The sequence below is a fragment of the Streptomyces sp. NBC_00286 genome, from assembly GCF_036173125.1.
In the GTDB taxonomy this organism is placed as follows: Bacteria; Actinomycetota; Actinomycetes; order Streptomycetales; family Streptomycetaceae; genus Streptomyces.
Map to the genome: position 1 here is coordinate 2,983,528 of NZ_CP108054.1, position 16,632 is coordinate 3,000,159.

Genomic DNA, 16,632 nt, shown 5'->3' on the forward strand with positions numbered 1-16,632 from the left:
CCGCAGCCGCGGGTCAGCGGCTGCGCGGGTCGAGAGCGTCACGGAGACCGTCGCCGAGCAGGTTGAACGCCAGGACGGTCACGAAGATGGCCAGACCAGGCACGATCATGAACTGGGGGTCGACCTGGTAGTAGTCGACCGCCTGGTTGATCATGCCGCCCCAGGATGCCTGCGGGGGCTGGATGCCGACGCCGAGGAAGCTCAGGGACGCCTCGAAGAGGATGTTGGTCGGGATGAGCAGCGTCGAGTAGACGATGATCGGGCCGACGAGGTTCGGCAGCAGCTCCCGGAAGAGGATATAGGGCCCCTTGGCCCCCATTCCCCGCGAGGCGTCGACGAACTCCCGCTCACGCAGGGCCAGCGTCTGGCCCCGCACGATACGGCCCAGGTAGGGCCAGTTGAAGAAGCCGATGACGAAGACCAGCACGCTGATGTGCAGCGGCAGGCCTTCCAGCCCGAAGGCACCGCCCTGCAGGGTGGCCGAGATGGCGATGGCGAACAGGAGGAGAGGGAACGCCAGGAAGGTGTCCATCAGCCGGCTGATGATCGTGTCGACCCGGCCGCCGTAGTAGCCGGCCACCACCCCGAGGACCGCGCCGATCACGTTCGACAGGATCGTGGCGCCGAAGGCGACGACCAGCGAGACCCAGGAACCCTCAAGGATGCGGGTGGCGATGTCCCGGCCGAACTTCGGCTCCACACCGAGCGGGTGATCCCAGCTCATGCCGCCGAAGTCACCTTCGGGCAGCGAGGTGTTGGGGTCGATCAGGTCCTGGTTGAGGGCGTTGGGGTCCAGACCGAACAGGGCCTGGATGGGACGGGAGAGGATCGCGAGAAGAATCAGCAGGATCACGATGATCCCGCCAGCGACGGCCACCTTGTCCTTCTTGAAACGGGACCAGGCGATCTGTCCCAGGGAACGACCCTCGATCTGCCCCTTCTCGGCGCCGACGAGTACAGCCTCCGGCCGCGCCTCGGCCTGCGCGCCGGTGGTCTCGATCGGTGCGGTCACAGTGGCCCGACCCCTCTCGCCGGTGGTGACCGGCCTACAACTGCCGTGGATTACGGCTTTGTCGACATGTGCTCGATCATGGGATCGATCGATCCCATGCCTGACTGGGGAGTCTTCAACGTCGTCGCGATCACTCGCCAGGCCTGGCGAAGAAAGTATGCACAACCGTGATGCAGTACTGGAGATTCCGTTATCCGAACACCGGGTAACGCCCCCCGAACGTGGGACAGTTAAGACATAGTTACTAAATCATTGAATTTCTCTACCATCCGCCGCCATCTACGCGCGAAGAAGTATGGACGTTACGCGGAGACCACAGCGGGACGTCGACCGCCCGTCACACTTTCAACAGCCGCAGCAGGCTCGGCAAGTGTGGCGCCAGACGGTCCGGACGATCACGCAGGCGCGACGGCCGGTGCCATTCCACCGGTGCCATTCCAACCGACGCCAAGGAGGCCACCGTTGCGCGTTCCATCCGACCCCTCACCCACCTCACCTCGCCTCCCACACCAGCCTCCCTCGGCTTCTACCCTTGTCTGCGGCCCCACGGCTTTGCTGCACACGTCCCTGCCTCCGCGCAGAACCTGTGCGCCGTACGGCAATTGACCCGAGCAGGACTGCCGGCGCAGGGCATCGAGGCCGACGCTGTCGACTCCGCGCAACTCGCCCTCTCCGAACGCGTCGGCAACTCGGTGCGCGCCTACGGCGATTACGTATCGCTTGTGGTGGAGGTCTACGTGACGTTGTACGGCGTCGCTGTGAACGTCCACGACCCGGACCCGGGCGCCCCCCCCCAGGCGCCGAACGACGCCGTTCGACAGCTCGGAGGCAGAGACCGGAAGCGGACTCGGTCTGAGCGACCTCCTCGCACCGGGAGGGCACGTACAGAAGTCGCCATCGGGGAGCAGGTGCACTGCAGGGTGCCCGCCGAATTTGGTCAGGACTGAGCGGCTTGCCCGTGCCGAGTCGCATGGTGGCGGGATCCGGAAGCGCACCGATCCTGCCGGAGCGGCATCGACACCAGACGACGCCACGAGCGACCAGTGCGCAGACGACTGCCATTTCCTACCCGTGCGGTTGTGCGGGCAGTGGCGCTGGTTGTGATGGCACCCCCTCTCGCGGTGTAACCGATCACGACCTCCCGCCCCGACCAAGGTCCGGTGGCCATGCCCTGACATACAGAGCCTGGCACCCACCGCCGGTTCCGGAGCCAGGCGTTCCAAGTGAGCTGCCGGCAAAGGCAATCAGAATCCGGCCGGCCCTCCAGTGCGCGGCCCTGTGGCTCGGTAACCGCCGCGTGCCGGAGGGTAGCCGTACCGCCCGCCGGGGCCTGTGCCAGGACCAGAGAGACAGGTTGCACAGCCCCAACGCCGTCAGCACTCCCCGGCCGGGCAATGGGCAAGAGTCCCTGTCACAGCGCGGACTCGCCCAGGGCAGCGAGAAGGTCCCCCGATAGACAGCCACGCAACAGCGAGTCGACGCGATCGACGAGCAGGCCGCCGCTCCCTTGGGAACCCTGGACGTCACCATCCCGTCACCGAACCGCCCGCGCACCTGGCCTGCTACGCCATTCTCGCCCCCGCAGCGCATCCTTCGGGACCTCGGATCCCACGGCGAATATGCGCCCGAAGACGGCAACCAGCAAGCCGAATACACGAGCCGCCCGCCCCTCCTCCGCTTCGCTCACCGAAAGGCACAGGCACGTCTCCCTCCCCCGGACCCCAGTACGCAACACCATGTGACTGACATCACATAGGCCCCTGTACGCGTCCGAATCACCCCCACATCCACCTTTCACCCCACGCCGCAGAACGAACAAATCGAAAGATTTACTAGAAAACCGACCAGATTTCACTCATGCAAATTTGAGGATCCCTTGAGGATGGCAACAAGCTTTCCAAGCAATACGCTTGCTGGGTCCGCAGGGAGTGATTAATTTCTTCTTCGTCAGCGCAACCAATTGACCGGAAGCGCCAATCAGTGGAAACGGGGATCAAATGAATACGGCCATGAAGCGTGCGCTCTACTCAGTGGGAACTAGCGCCGCTCTCGTTGTCGGCAGCTTCGCCATCATTCCGGCAACCGCAACGCCCGCCGCGGCGGCCTGCCAGCCCTCCACCTATTACAAGGTGGAGAGGTTCGGCTCGCCCACGTACAAGGCCACGGGCCCGACGAACAGCAAGTACAACAGCAGCTCCTCCAAGTCCACTCTGTCGATTTCGGTAACGAGGAGCACCACTCGCTCGTCGACCTGGGGGGCCGAGGCCGGCGGCAGCGTGAACTGGGGCATCGGCCAGGTCGAGGCCAAGACCTCCTACGATGTGACGAAGAGCGTCACCAAGGGCGTCACCGTGACCAACAAGATGGTCGTCGACTCCAAGAAGCGCGGATACACGCGCCCCATGGTCGAGTACCGCAGGTTCAACATCGAAAAGTGGCGAGAGGGTGGCGACTGCAAGCAGTATTTCGTCGGGACCATGGGCAAGCTGACCGCCATCACTTCCTCGATGCACTGGGCAGAATGTCAGACCAGGAGCACGAACGGCTGCACACCCAAGCCCTGATGGCGATCTGAGCTCCAGAAAACATAAGAACCGAGGAATTTCGATTGGGTGACGGAAAAATCTCTGTCACCCAATCGGGACCCGGGAAATCAAAAACAGAATGATAACGGGGAACGATGCGGGAGCGAACAGTGAGAGCAATCCTGCTGGCGGGCGCCCTGGCGCTTCCTGTCGTTGGAGCCACCTCGGCCACAGCAGCACCGAAGCAGTGAAGGTGTGCACTCCGGGCAAGACCTCGATCACCTGGCGCGACGCGACCAAGGCACTTGTGCTGAAACATGGTTCGGTACGCCGGCGCACGGGGAGACCGCCACGGTGACGGTCAAGTCGGCCCGCATCGCCACGGTCAAGGCTTCCGTCAGCGGATCAGTCAAGCCTGCCAAGGCACTCGCGAGCCTCAAGGCGAAGACGCGCCTCAATCTGGTCGCTGCCGGCAAGGTCACGCCGGCCTCGGCTACCGTCACTGCTCGCGTCAAGGCCGGTCCCACCGTGTTCTTCGCGGGAACCACGAAGGCCTCAGGCTCGTACACCCCGAAGACCTGCAACGCGCAGGGCACGGGCTACGGCTCACCCATGACCGGGAAGGCCGTCAGCTGGACCAGTCTTGCGAAGGGGGCGGTGAACTGCACGGACCGGGTCAGCGTGAACTCCCTCGCGGCCAAGGCCCGGGCGAAGTATTGCCGCGGTTGATACGCCCACCGGGACGGTGTGCACGCACCCGAACTCACGGCGACTGAGCAGCCGGTCCAGTCCGAAGACTGGACCGGCTGCTCTGCATGCACCCACGGTTCCGCCGGTGCGAGCCGGACCCTGCCAGGTCAGTAAGAATCCGGGTAGCCGTAGCCGCCCGCCACCGGTGCCTGCGCGGGGGCCGCGTGGGCCTCGCGGTCGTAGAACGGGCGCGTCATGGCCCGCATCCACATGGCCACCGGGTCGTACTCGTCGGACATCGCGACGGTCGACACCGGCAGCCCCTCCGGTACGGCGCTGATCGACTGCTGCATCATCGCCCGCACCGAGTCCACGGCGGGCGGGCTCGTGTCGTACACGTCGAGGCCGATGGCCAGATACGGCGCCCCGAGCGCGGGCTGCACCCAGGCGCGGCGCAGCGAGCGGACGGCGGCGGTGCGATGCGCGTTCTGCGCGAGGAGGGCGTAGAACTGCGGGAGTTCGATGCTCGGCTCGGCCATCCGGAGCGGGCCCGCAGGCTGCCGCTCCAGGCCGGTGGCGAGACGGCGCAGGTCGAGCCAGGGGACGCCGACGCCTCCGCCGGGAGCGTGCGGATTCAGCCACAGGCCGTAGTGGTCGGGGTAGAGGGTGCGGGCCACATCGAGGCCGTCGACGACTTCGTACGAACGGTTCCAGCCGCTGGCCGAGAGCTCCTGGGCGGAGGTGACGCAGGGCGCGTAGCTGAAGCCCTCCACCTCCATGTTCCCGTACTGGGCGTCCGGTGAGCCGGCCTGGCCGTGCCAGAGCAGCATCCAGATCTGGCCACCGCCGGGGGTCGCGAGCGCCCGCAGGAGCGCCTCGTAGGCGTCGTAACGCCCGGGCGTCACCTGGCGCAGCATGTGCTCGACCTGCCCGGCCGCGATGCCGCTGGCGCTCACCTGTACCGCCCCTTCGAGAAGTTGACTCGGATATGAAACCAGCTTATGCGCTGCGCTGGCTGAACCGTTGTGAGCTGGCCTCCGCTGTACGGGCCGATTTGAGCTCGGGGCTCCTTGTTGATTGCGGGCTGCGGGTCCGTTGTGGCTTGTCGCGCAGTTCCCCGCGCCCCTACGGGGGCCCCTACAGCGGGGCTGTGTAGAAGGGGCGGACCCTTTCTCGTAGCCAGGTGGTTACTGGGTCTACTGCTGCTTCCAGGAAGACCAGGTTTACTGGCCAGGGCGATGGGGCCCGGCTTAGGGCTCTGTCCAAGGCGTCCAGGGGGCGGGCTCGGGCTTCCGGGTCCCAGGAGGTCAGTTCTACGCCTATGAACAGGACCGGGTCCGCTGTTTCGATGGCTGCCAGGCAGCGGCGGGCCGTTCTTACGGTGCCGGTGGCTTCGAACTCGGTCGCTGCGGCGTTGAGGAAGTCCACCGGGTCGTGCTGCCAGTCGGGCTCGTACAGGCGGACTCGGCCGCCGCCTGAGAGACCGTCCAGTTCGGTGCGGCCGGCTCGGCACAGTTCGGCTACGGCGGGCGGAGGGAGCGGGACGCCGACCGTGCCCTCCGGGTTCACGGCGATGCCCACCTGCGGTGGCAGGCCGCGCGCGAACTCGACTGCGGGCGCGATCGTGTATGGCATGTAGTCGCCGGCGATCTGCCGGAACTGCTGCTCCGAGCTGAAGACCGGGACGTACGCCTGTCCGTCGAGCTCCATCGCGGGCAGGTCCAGCGGACCGCTGTGCGGGCCCCCGCCGTTCGGCAGTGGCACCCAGAGGAAGCTCCGGCCGAGGACCTCCACGATCCGGGCCCCGGCCGACGGCCCCGCCGGGGCGCCCAGGGACGCGGCGAGCACCTCCTCCAACTCGTTGCCGGGCCAACCGACATGGGGATGAGGGTGCGCCTGTGCCGGGAAGTCCATCTGCCTCTACCACCTGCTCGAAAACCACTGCTGCACAGCAACCGCTGCGCCGGAAAACCCTAGCGCCCGCCTACGCGGACTTGCCGACGTCCGGTGCGGCCCCGCGCCCCTTCTGGTGCGGCCCCGCGCCCCTCAAGGAGGCCGCAGTCCCTCCTTGAGGGGCGCGGGGCTGTGACATTTGCGGCTCCGCCGCGATGGGGGTCCCCCCGCTCGAGCGAAGCCGAGAGTGGGGGAGCGATCAGCCACAACGCACCCGCAGCCTGGACCCGCCTCACCCAGCGGAGCGCCCGTCACCGAAGTCGATCCGCCGCAGCACATCCGCCGCCGACCGGTCGATGAGGACCGCCGAGCCGCAGCCCTCCGGCAGGTCGCCCTTCTCCACGGAGCGCAGCAGTCGGGCGACCGCGGCCCGGTGCCGGGCGAAGGCGTACCGGGAGACGCCGCGGCCCCGCTCGCGCTGGCCGTCGAGGGCCGTGTCCGGCGGGACGTCGAGCAGCAGCAGATGCAGCGTGCCGCCGCGGCGGCGGGCCTCGCGGGCAATCCAGTTGCGTACCCAGGCCTGGGTGCCGCAGTCGTGCACGACGACGCCCTCGCCGGAGCGCAGGGCACGGCGCAGGCCCGCGTAGTGCGCGGCCCGTACGAGGGGGCGGTAGACCGCGTACGGCAGAAAGCGGGACAGGCGGTGGTCCCAGCGGTCGCGGGTGTCCTGCGAGTCGATGCGCACGCCCGTCACGGCGCGGCGCATCAGAGTCGACTTGCCGCTGCCCGGCAGGCCCGTGACGACGACGAGATCAGCCGCGCCGAAGCGCAGGCCGTGCGGACTGTGTCCCGCACGCTCCCGTAGATCACGGACGACGGGCGCCGGGAACGGGCCGCACGCCTCCCTGGCCGGGGCAGCCGGGACAGCGGGCTGCTTGGGCAGTGCGACGGCGGCACCGGTCGCGTACGCAGTGGTCCTGTTCACGCTGTTCGTCCTCCCCATCGGGTCGGGAGACCCATCCCCGTCGAGTGTAAAGAGAAGGTAATGCGCGCAGCCTTCCGTTTTCGTTCTTGCCCTGCCACAGCCCCGTCACAGATCACTGTGAACGCCTGTGGGCCCGCTGTGAATGACCCCCCTGCCGTGCCGCACCGATGCGTGCGATGATGTGCGCGCCAACTGCATACCGGCCGTTTGAATCCGCGCGGGAGAGTTCCGGGTACGTGTACACGAAGGTGTACGGGTGTCCGGGCGCCGAAGGAGCAAGTCCCTCCCTTGAATCTCTCAGGCCCCGTTACCGCGCGGGCGAGGCACATCTGAAAAGCGGGTCGTCTCCTGGTAGTCAGGGCGGCGGCTCCACCCACGGTGCAAGCCACTGACCGTACAGGTCATGGCGAACCTCTCAGGTTCCGATGACAGATGGGGAGGAACGACCTCGCCGTCATGCCTTGGGAGCCCGTCCGATGAGCAGCACCACTCCACGCCACACAGCCCACCCGTCACCCACCACCGCCCTATCGGAAGGCGCTTCGCGCCACAGCCCAATTCAAGCCCTGCATCGCTCGCTCGGCGCCACGATGACCGACTTCGCCGGCTGGGACATGCCGCTGCGGTACGGCTCCGAGCGCGACGAGCACCTGGCCGTCCGTACGAAAGCGGGTCTCTTCGACCTCTCCCACATGGGCGAGATCACCGTCACCGGACCGGAGGCCGCCGCGCTGCTCGACTACGCGCTGGTCGGGAACCTCGGGAGCGTCAAGGTCGGCCGCGCCCGCTACACCATGATCTGCCGTGAGGACGGCGGCATCCTCGACGACCTGATCGTGTACCGGCTCGGGGAGACCGAGTACATGGTGGTGGCGAACGCCTCCAACTCCGAGGTGGTCCTTGACGCCCTGGCCGAGCGCGCCGCCGCTCGTGGGGGTTTCGACGCCGTCGTACGCGACGACCGTGACGCGTATGCCCTGCTCGCGATCCAGGGCCCCGAGTCCCCCGGCATCCTCAAGTCGCTCACCGACGCCGACCTGGACGGCCTGAAGTACTACGCGGGTCTGCCCGGCACGGTCGCCGGTGTCCCGGCGCTGATCGCGCGGACCGGCTACACCGGTGAGGACGGCTTCGAGTTGTTCGTCGCCCCGGCCGACGCGGAGAAGCTGTGGCAGGCGCTGACCGAGGCGGGTTCCTCGGCGGGCCTCATCCCCTGCGGCCTGTCCTGTCGGGACACGCTGCGTCTGGAGGCGGGCATGCCGCTGTACGGGCATGAGCTGTCGACCTCGCTCACCCCCTTCGACGCGGGGCTCGGGCGGGTCGTGAAGTTCGAGAAGGAGGGCGACTTCGTGGGGCGCGAGGCGCTCGCCGAGGCCGCCGAGCGCGCTCAGGAGAACCCGCCGCGCGTCCTGGTCGGCCTGGTCGCCGAGGGCCGCCGTGTCCCGCGCGCCGGGTACGCGGTCGTCGCCGACGGCAAGGTCGTCGGCGAGGTCACCTCCGGCGCGCCGTCGCCGACCCTCGGCAAGCCGATCGCGATGGCGTACGTCGACGCCGCGCACTCCGCGCCCGGCACGCCGGGTGTCGGCGTGGACATCCGGGGCAGTCACGAGCCGTACGAGGTCGTGGCGTTGCCGTTCTACAAGCGTCAGAAGTAGTCCCGCCGGCGGTTCGGCGGCGCGGCGACGTGGCGTACGTTCCCGTGTGCCGTCTCGTATCCGCGTGTCGTGTGTCGTGTCGTATCCGCGGTCTCGTCACGCACGACAACCCGTTCATCACCCTTCCCCCGCGTACAGGAGAATTCAGGCCATGAGCATTCCCCAGCAGCTGCGCTACAGCAAGGAGCACGAGTGGCTGTCGGTCGCCGAGGACGGCGTCTCGACGGTCGGCATCACCGAGTACGCGGCGAACGCGCTCGGCGACGTCGTGTACGTCCAGCTCCCCGAGGTCGGCGACACGGTGACCGCGGGCGAGACCTGCGGTGAGCTGGAGTCGACGAAGTCGGTCAGCGATCTGTACTCGCCCGTCACCGGTGAGGTCACCGAGATCAACCAGGACGTCGTGGACGACCCGGCGCTGGTGAACACGGCCCCGTTCGAGGGCGGTTGGCTGTTCAAGGTGCGTATCGCCGAGGAGCCGAAGGACCTGCTCTCCGCGGCCGAGTACACCGAATTCTCCGGCTCCGACTCCGCCTCCTGAAGGACTCCTGACTGATGTCGCTTCTGAACCAGCCCCTGCACGAACTCGACCCGGACGTCGCCGCCGCCGTCGACGCCGAGCTGAACCGTCAGCAGTCCACCCTGGAGATGATCGCCTCGGAGAACTTCGCTCCGGTCGCGGTCATGGAGGCCCAGGGCTCGGTCCTCACCAACAAGTACGCCGAGGGCTACCCGGGTCGCCGCTACTACGGCGGCTGTGAGCACGTCGACGTCGTCGAGCGGATCGCCATCGAGCGGATCAAGGAGCTCTTCGGCGCCGAACACGCCAACGTCCAGCCGCACTCGGGCGCCCAGGCCAACGCCGCCGCGATGTTCGCCCTGCTCAAGCCCGGCGACACGATCATGGGCCTGAACCTCGCGCACGGCGGGCACCTGACCCACGGCATGAAGATCAACTTCTCCGGCAAGCTGTACAACGTCGTCGCGTACCACGTGGACGACGCGACCGGCCAGGTCGACATGGCCCAGGTCGAGAAGCTGGCCAAGGAGTCCCAGCCGAAGCTGATCGTGGCCGGCTGGTCGGCGTATCCGCGCCAGCTCGACTTCGCCGCCTTCCGCCGCATCGCGGACGAGGTCGGCGCGTACCTGATGGTCGACATGGCGCACTTCGCGGGCCTGGTCGCGGCGGGTCTGCACCCGAACCCCGTCCCGCACGCGCATGTCGTCACGACCACCACGCACAAGACGCTGGGCGGTCCGCGCGGTGGCGTGATCCTGTCCACGGCGGAACTCGCGAAGAAGATCAACTCGGCTGTCTTCCCCGGTCAGCAGGGCGGTCCCCTGGAGCATGTGATCGCCGCGAAGGCCGTCTCCTTCAAGGTCGCGGCCTCGGAGGAGTTCAAGGAGCGCCAGCGGCGCACGCTGGAGGGCGCGCGGATCCTCGCCGAGCGCCTGATGCGGGACGACGTCACCTCGGCCGGCGTCTCGGTGCTGTCCGGCGGCACGGACGTACACCTCGTCCTGGTCGACCTGCGCCACTCCGAGCTCGACGGCCAGCAGGCCGAGGACCGTCTCCACGAGGTCGGCATCACCGTCAACCGCAACGCCGTCCCGAACGACCCGCGCCCGCCGATGGTGACGTCCGGCCTCAGGATCGGTACGCCGGCCCTCGCCACCCGCGGCTTCACGGCCGAGGACTTCGCCGAGGTCGCGGACATCATCGCCGAGGCGCTGAAGGCGGCTTCTCCCTTCGGGGAGGCCGACGCCGAGTCGCTGAAGGCACGGGTGTCGGCGCTGGCCGACAAGCACCCGCTGTACGCGGGCCTGAAGTAGGTCCGTACGTTCCGTACGACTAGTTGGGGCGCTATCTTCGGGCGCTTTCTTCGGGGCACCGCGCACACTGAGACGTACGTGCGCGGTGCCCCACCCCATGCACCACCTTGTAGTTGAGGAGTCACCGTGGCCATCTCCGTCTTCGACCTCTTCTCGATCGGCATCGGCCCGTCCAGCTCCCACACGGTCGGCCCGATGCGCGCGGCACGCATGTTCGCCCACCGCCTGAAGAACGAGGGCCTGCTGGCCCCGACCGCCTCGATACGCGCCGAGTTGTACGGCTCCCTGGGCGCGACCGGGCACGGCCACGGCACCCCGAAGGCCGTACTGCTCGGCTTGGAGGGCGCCTCCCCGGGAACCGTGGACGTCGAGACGGCGGACGAGCACGTGGACGCGATCCGCTCCGAGAAGCTCCTGAACCTGCTCGGCGAGCGTGAGATCCCCTTCTCCTTCGACGACGACCTGATCCTGCACCGCCGCAAGACGCTGCCGTACCACGCGAACGGCATGACCCTCTGGGCGTACGACGCTGCCGGCGCCGAACTCCTGACGAGGACGTACTACTCGGTGGGCGGCGGCTTCGTCGTCGACGAGGAGGCGGTGGGGGCCGACCGCATCAAGCTCGACGACACGGTCCTCAAGTACCGCTTCCGTACCGGCGACGAACTCCTGCGCCTGGCCCGGGAGACCGGCCTGTCGATCTCCGCACTGATGCTGGAGAACGAGCGGGCCTGGCGCACCGAGGACGAGATCCGGGCCGGGCTGTTGGAGATCTGGCGGGTGATGCAGGCATGCGTGGCCCGCGGCATGTCGCGCGAAGGCATCCTGCCCGGCGGCCTGAAGGTCCGCCGCCGCGCCGCCGTCTCAGCCCGCCAACTCCGCGCGGAGGGCGACCCGTTGGCCCACGCCATGGAGTGGATCACGCTGTACGCGATGGCCGTGAACGAGGAGAACGCGGCGGGCGGCCGCGTGGTCACCGCCCCCACGAACGGCGCGGCGGGCATCATCCCGGCCGTCCTGCACTACTACCTCAACTTCGTCCCCGGCGCCGACGAAGACGGAGTCGTCCGCTTCCTGCTCGCCGCCGGCGCCATCGGCATGCTCTTCAAGGAGAACGCCTCCATCTCCGGCGCCGAGGTCGGCTGCCAGGGCGAGGTCGGCTCCGCCTGCTCCATGGCCGCCGGCGCGCTGGCCGAAGTCCTGGGCGGCTCGCCGGAACAGGTGGAGAACGCCGCCGAGATCGGCATGGAACACAACCTCGGCCTGACCTGCGACCCGGTCGGCGGCCTGGTCCAGATCCCCTGCATCGAACGCAACGGCATGGCCGCCGTCAAGGCCGTCACCGCCGCGAAGATGGCGATGCGCGGCGACGGCTCCCACAAGGTCTCCCTCGACAAGGTCATCAAGACCATGAAGGACACCGGCGCCGACATGAGCGTGAAGTACAAGGAGACCGCCCGGGGCGGACTCGCGGTGAACATCATCGAGTGCTGAGGGTGCTCGCCCCCTTCCCTGCCGTCCAGCCGTCCAGGAACACCTGAGGGCCACCCTTGAGGTAGTTGTGGAGGGCACTTGCGGTGGATCTCACGAACTCGTCGGGGATGGCCTCGACGTCAACCCAGCGAACCTGGGCGTGCTTGCGCGGTTCTCGGTTCTCGGGTTCGCCGGTCCATTCGTGGGCGGTGAAGACCACGGTGAGGAAGCCGTTGGGGGCTTCGACGCCCCAGGCGCAGTGGATGATGTGGGCGACCTTCAGCGACTCCGGCTTCACGGTGAGGCCGGTCTCCTCGTAGAGCTCGCGTACGGCGGTTTCGGTGATGGGTTCGCCGGGTTCGCTCTTGCCGACGGGGAGATCCCACATGCCCTGGCCGAATTTGGCGTTCTGGCCGCGCTGGAGGAGGACGACGCGGTTGGTGGCCTTGTCGTGGACGATGACGGCGGCGACGAGCCGGGTCATCGATTCGAGGGCGGGCTTGAGGGCAATGGGCTCGTCCTCGGTTGACCGCTGAGCCACGGTTACGTCCCTTCGTCGGCCGGTGGATGGGCAGTTTAGGCTTTGCGCCTGCGTTCGGCAGAACATCCATACGAGGGTGAGGCATCTGAAGTAAGGGAAAACGCAAGGTAGTTGCTATTTCCCTCGCCCCCTCGCCCCTCTCCCCCACCGCACGGAGGATCCCCCCATGCTGCGCGGCATCGATGTCAGTTCCCACCAGTCGTCCTCGTACGACACCGATGGCCTGTCCTTCGTCTTCGTCAAGGCGACGGAGGGCCGTACGTACACCAACCCCAAGCTGGCCGCCCAGACGAAGAGAGCCCGCGACGCCGGCTGTGTGGTCGGCTTCTACCACTTCCTCTGGCCGGGCAACCTCACGACCCAAGCCGAGTACTTCGTCAGCAAGGCCCCGGAAAAAGCGGGCGACATCCTCGCGGTGGACTGGGAAACGACGAGTGAGGGCACGCGTGCGAGCAACTCGGAAAAGGACCGGTTCATCCGGAAGGTGAAGGAACTGCGGCCCAATCACCGCACCATCCTGTATTGCAACCGGAACTTTTGGCTGAACCACGACAGCACCTCGTACGCGGGCGACGGCCTGTGGATCGCCGACTACGTGACCGCCGGCAAACCCCGCATCCAGGCCAAGTGGCGCTTCCACCAGTACACCGACAACCCGCTGGACAAGAACGTGGCCGACTTCAGCAGCAAGGCCGCGCTGAAGGAGTGGGCTCAGGGCGGCTGACCCGCCTACTCATGCGACAGGGTTCAGAGTTGGTGCCGCGTCCCGACGTCCCGACGTCCCGACGTCCCGACGTCCCGACGTAGGCACTCGGCCGGGAGTCCCGGCCGAGCGCCTGCGTCGACTGCACGCCGCCAGAGGGTCAGACCTTGGCGGGCGTCCGCTCCTCCTTCTCGGCGGGCGCGCCCTCGGTGAGGCCCAGCCGACCGTGCACCGCGCGCAGCGGCTTCGGCGAGTACCAGGCCGTACGGCCGAGGAGGCGCATGGCGGCCGGTACCAGTACTCCGCGTACGGCCACCGCGTCGATCAGGATCGCCAGGCCGCTGCCGAGCCCGAACATCTGGATGAAGCTGACCTGGGCCGTGCCGAAGGCGAAGAAGCTCACCGCGAGCAGCCCGGCGGCCATGGTCACGATTCGCCCGGTGTGCGAGAGCCCGCTGGTGACGGCGGTCTCGGTGTCGGCGCCCGCGTCGTGCAGTTCCTTGATCCGGCTGGTCACGAAGACCTCGTAGTCCATGGACAGGCCGAAGGCGATGCAGAACATGAGCACCGTCATGGAGGTGTCCATCGGCTGTGGCGTGAAGCCGAGCAGAGAGGACAGGTGGCCGTCCTGGAAGATCCACACCATCACGCCGATGGCCGCGGTGAGGCTGATGGCGTTGAGGACCAGCGCTCGGAGCGGCTGCACCACGCTGCCGGTGAACAGGAAGAGGAGTACGAATGTGGTGACCGCCACGAGAGCGATGGCGGCCGGGAGCCGGTCGGCGATCGAGTCCTTGGAGTCGACGAGCCGCGCGTCGGTGCCGCCGACCAGCGTCTCGGTCCCGGCGGGCGGATCCACCGCCCGTACGTCCTTGACCAGGTCCTGGGCCTCGTCCGACTTGGGGGTGAGGCCGGTGACGACCGTGATCCGCTGGGCGTCGGGGCGGCCGAGTACGGCATTCGCAGGCCCTGGCGGGGTGGCGCGACCCTCGCTGAAGGTGCCGGCGGACGTCTCGACCCGCACGGCGCCGTCGAGCCGCGACAGTTCGGTCGCGTACGAGCGCAGCCCGTCCGCGGCCACGGGCCCGGTCGTGACGATCTGAACCGCCGACTCGTCGCTGCCTGTGAAGTCGCGCTGAATTTCGGTGGCGACCTGTCGGCTCTGGGCGCTCTCCGGCAGCACCCGCTCGTCCGGCGTGCCGAAGGTGACGCCGAGCAGTGGACTCGCGGCGAGCAGCAGGATCCCGAGGACCGGAAGTGCGGTCAGCGCTGGCCTGCGCATGACCGTGCGGGCCAGCCGGCCCCAGAAGGGCGCCTCGGCGCTGCGTACGGTCTGCGCCCAGGGCAGGCGGCCGTTGTTGACCCGGTGGCCGAGCACGGCGAGCAGCGCCGGGACGACGAGCAGGGCGCTGACGGCGGCGATGATCACCACGCCGATGCCCGCGTAGGCGAAGGAGCGCAGGAAGAACTGCGGGAAGACCAGCAGGGCGGCGAGTGCGGCGGCGACGGTCGCCGCCGAGAAGACGATGGTCCGCCCGGCCGTCCGTACGGTGTGCCGGAGTGCCTCGGGAACGTCGGCGCCCTCCGCGAGGTGCTCGCGGAACCGGCTGATCATGAGCAGGGCGTAGTCGATACCGAGGCCAAGACCGAGGGCGGTGGTGAGGTTGATCGAGAACACCGACACGTTGGTGATGCTGCCGAGCACATAGAGCTCGGCGAAGGTGCCGACGATCGCGATCAGCCCGATGACCAGGGGCAGCAGTGCCGCGACGAGGCTGCCGAAGGCGATCACGAGCAGGATGAGGATCAGGGGTACGGCGATCGCCTCGGCCAGCGCGAGGTCCTTGGCTACCTGGTTGGGTACTTCGTCGCCGACTGCGGCGTTTCCGCCGGCCTGCACGCTCAGCCCGTTCCGGTCGCCGGTGTACGCGTCGATGAGCGCCGAGGCGTTGTCGCCCTGTTCGGTGTCGTCGCCCTTGACGTGGGCCAGCACCAGGGCCGCGTCGCCGTCCCGGGAGGTCAGCGTGGCGGCGCCGGTGTCCCAGTACGAGATCACGTTCGCCACGGTGGGCTCACCCTTGAGCTCCGAGGTGAGGGTGCGGCCCGCGCGTTCGGCCTCGGGGGAACCGAGGTCGCCATCGTCGGCCCGTACCAGCAGGACCAGATTGGTCTCGCCGCCGAACTTCTCGTCGATGAGCTCCTGGGCGCGGGTCGAGGGCGCGTTCGGATCCTCGAAGCCGCCGCCCAGGAGCTTGCCGAACGCCCCGAAGCCGATGGCCGCCATGGCGACCACGGCCACCGCGGTCAGTGTCAGTAGGAGTCGGCCCCGATGGAGGGCCAGCTCGGAAATTCGATCGAACACGGTGATCTCCCCCAGATGTTTATGCCGTTAACATTGACGATGGCACAGGATGTTAACGGCGTCAACTTCGGCTTTCGGAGCCGGATGGAGTCATCGGGCAGGATGGAGTCATGGGAGCGATCACTGGCGGCAAGTCCCGCTACCACCACGGCGATCTCCGTAACGCGCTGATCGGGGCCGCCGTGGAACTCGCGGCCGAAGGCGGCCCCGAGCGGGTCGTCCTGCGTGAGGCGGCCCGCAGCGTCGGCGTGTCACCCACCGCCGCATACCGCCACTTCAGCGGCCAGGGAGATCTCCTCCATGCCGTGAAGGCCCGTGGCCAGCAGGCGCTCGCCGCATCGATGACCGAGACCCTGAACGCACGACCCCGGCTCGACGACCCCGGGGAGGAGGCCGTGCGCAGGGCGGAGGCGATCGGGCGCGGGTACGTACGGTTCGCGATCGAGCACCCGGGGCTCTTCCGCACCGCCTTCTGCCGTACGACCACGGAGGAGCCCGATGCCTTCACCGGCCTCGAAGCCCCCGACGACAGGCCGGAGTTCGCGGCGTTCGTAGAGCTCTCCGACACGCTCGACGCGCTCGTGGCCACGGGCCGGATGCGGCCGGAGAACCGGCCCGCCGCCGAGGTCGCCGCCTGGTCGACCGTCCACGGCCTCTCGCTGCTCATCCTTGACGGGCCCCTCGCCCGCCTCCCCGCCGATCAGCGCGACGCGGTCGTCGAACGCACCATCAGCACGATCGTGGCGGGTCTTGTCCGGTAGGTGCCGTGCCTCAGGGGGTTGGTTCCACGGCCCCGCCCCTCACGCCAAAGACCCGTACAACCACGGAAGTTGAAGCCACCTGGTTCAATGCGAATGTTTCGGCTCGCGAATTGCGCGAGAGGTATTGACGCTGTTCACCGGAACCTCAATCATCCCAATTGCTCGACACTTCGACCCTAGTTCGACATATCGAACGTCA

14 protein-coding genes and 2 riboswitches are annotated in these 16,632 nt (G+C 68.0%); of the genes, 8 read left to right on the top strand and 6 right to left on the bottom strand.

Features of this window, described 5'->3' with window-relative positions:
- Window positions 1-13: 13 nt before the first annotated feature.
- A complete protein-coding gene (locus OHT21_RS13340; protein WP_328768489.1) occupies window positions 14-1,012 on the bottom strand; it encodes an ABC transporter permease in 999 nt (332 codons plus the stop codon).
- Window positions 1,013-3,021: 2,009 nt separating this feature from the next.
- Between OHT21_RS13340 and OHT21_RS13345 the strand changes: the two genes are divergently transcribed.
- Both OHT21_RS13345 and OHT21_RS13350 read left to right on the top strand, forming a co-directional pair.
- The gene (locus tag OHT21_RS13345) at window positions 3,022-3,576 is read left to right on the top strand and encodes a hypothetical protein (protein ID WP_328768490.1); all 555 of its coding nucleotides are present in this window, start codon (window positions 3,022-3,024) and stop codon (window positions 3,574-3,576) included.
- Between the two features lie 315 nt (window positions 3,577-3,891).
- On the top strand, window positions 3,892-4,266 hold the full coding sequence (locus OHT21_RS13350; RefSeq protein WP_328768491.1) for a hypothetical protein: 375 nt from the start codon (window positions 3,892-3,894) through the stop codon (window positions 4,264-4,266).
- A 128-nt stretch (window positions 4,267-4,394) separates the two neighbouring features.
- Here the strand turns inward: OHT21_RS13350 and OHT21_RS13355 are convergent, their stop codons facing one another.
- The 3 genes from OHT21_RS13355 to OHT21_RS13365 all read right to left on the bottom strand — a co-directional run bounded on the left by OHT21_RS13355 (window position 4,395) and on the right by OHT21_RS13365 (window position 7,105).
- On the bottom strand, window positions 4,395-5,183 hold the full coding sequence (locus tag OHT21_RS13355; RefSeq protein ID WP_328768492.1) for an enhanced serine sensitivity protein SseB C-terminal domain-containing protein: 789 nt from the start codon (window positions 5,181-5,183) through the stop codon (window positions 4,395-4,397).
- 181 nt (window positions 5,184-5,364) lie between these two features.
- Window positions 5,365-6,141 carry an enhanced serine sensitivity protein SseB gene (locus OHT21_RS13360; protein ID WP_328768493.1) on the bottom strand — a complete coding sequence of 259 codons (777 nt, stop codon included), beginning with the start codon at window positions 6,139-6,141 and terminating at the stop codon, window positions 5,365-5,367.
- A gap of 271 nt (window positions 6,142-6,412) precedes the next feature.
- On the bottom strand, window positions 6,413-7,105 hold the full coding sequence (locus tag OHT21_RS13365) for an AAA family ATPase (protein ID WP_328768494.1): 693 nt from the start codon (window positions 7,103-7,105) through the stop codon (window positions 6,413-6,415).
- A 208-nt stretch (window positions 7,106-7,313) separates the two neighbouring features.
- A riboswitch (glycine riboswitch) is annotated at window positions 7,314-7,428 on the top strand.
- Window positions 7,429-7,547, top strand: a riboswitch (glycine riboswitch).
- Window positions 7,548-7,581: 34 nt separating this feature from the next.
- Between OHT21_RS13365 and gcvT the strand changes: the two genes are divergently transcribed.
- The 4 genes from gcvT (at window position 7,582) to OHT21_RS13385 (ending at window position 12,087) form a co-directional block, all read left to right on the top strand.
- Entirely contained in the window at window positions 7,582-8,760 is a 1,179-nt protein-coding gene (gcvT, locus tag OHT21_RS13370; protein WP_328768495.1) for a glycine cleavage system aminomethyltransferase GcvT, read from the top strand.
- A 151-nt stretch (window positions 8,761-8,911) separates the two neighbouring features.
- Window positions 8,912-9,301, top strand: a complete 390-nt coding sequence (gene gcvH, locus OHT21_RS13375) for a glycine cleavage system protein GcvH (RefSeq protein WP_328768496.1) — start codon at window positions 8,912-8,914, stop codon at window positions 9,299-9,301.
- Window positions 9,302-9,315: 14 nt separating this feature from the next.
- Window positions 9,316-10,593, top strand: coding sequence for a serine hydroxymethyltransferase (gene glyA / locus OHT21_RS13380; protein WP_328768497.1), 1,278 nt, complete (start codon window positions 9,316-9,318; stop codon window positions 10,591-10,593).
- Between the two features lie 126 nt (window positions 10,594-10,719).
- A complete protein-coding gene (locus tag OHT21_RS13385; RefSeq protein WP_328768498.1) occupies window positions 10,720-12,087 on the top strand; it encodes an L-serine ammonia-lyase in 1,368 nt (455 codons plus the stop codon).
- Here the strand turns inward: OHT21_RS13385 and OHT21_RS13390 are convergent.
- Entirely contained in the window at window positions 12,074-12,607 is a 534-nt protein-coding gene (locus OHT21_RS13390) for an NUDIX domain-containing protein (protein ID WP_328768499.1), read from the bottom strand. The two genes, OHT21_RS13385 and OHT21_RS13390, sit on opposite strands and share 14 nt — an antisense overlap.
- Before the next feature lie 166 nt (window positions 12,608-12,773).
- Between OHT21_RS13390 and OHT21_RS13395 the strand changes: the two genes are divergently transcribed.
- Window positions 12,774-13,331, top strand: a complete 558-nt coding sequence (locus tag OHT21_RS13395) for a glycoside hydrolase family 25 protein (RefSeq protein ID WP_328768500.1) — start codon at window positions 12,774-12,776, stop codon at window positions 13,329-13,331.
- A 139-nt stretch (window positions 13,332-13,470) separates the two neighbouring features.
- Here the strand turns inward: OHT21_RS13395 and OHT21_RS13400 are convergent, their stop codons facing one another.
- Window positions 13,471-15,672 (bottom strand): MMPL family transporter, encoded by a 2,202-nt coding sequence (locus OHT21_RS13400; protein WP_328768501.1) that lies wholly within the window; start codon window positions 15,670-15,672, stop codon window positions 13,471-13,473.
- Window positions 15,673-15,782: 110 nt separating this feature from the next.
- Here OHT21_RS13400 and OHT21_RS13405 point away from each other — a divergent pair, with 110 nt between their 5' ends.
- Entirely contained in the window at window positions 15,783-16,433 is a 651-nt protein-coding gene (locus tag OHT21_RS13405; RefSeq protein WP_328768502.1) for a TetR/AcrR family transcriptional regulator, read from the top strand.
- The last annotated feature ends 199 nt before the right edge of the window (window positions 16,434-16,632 follow it).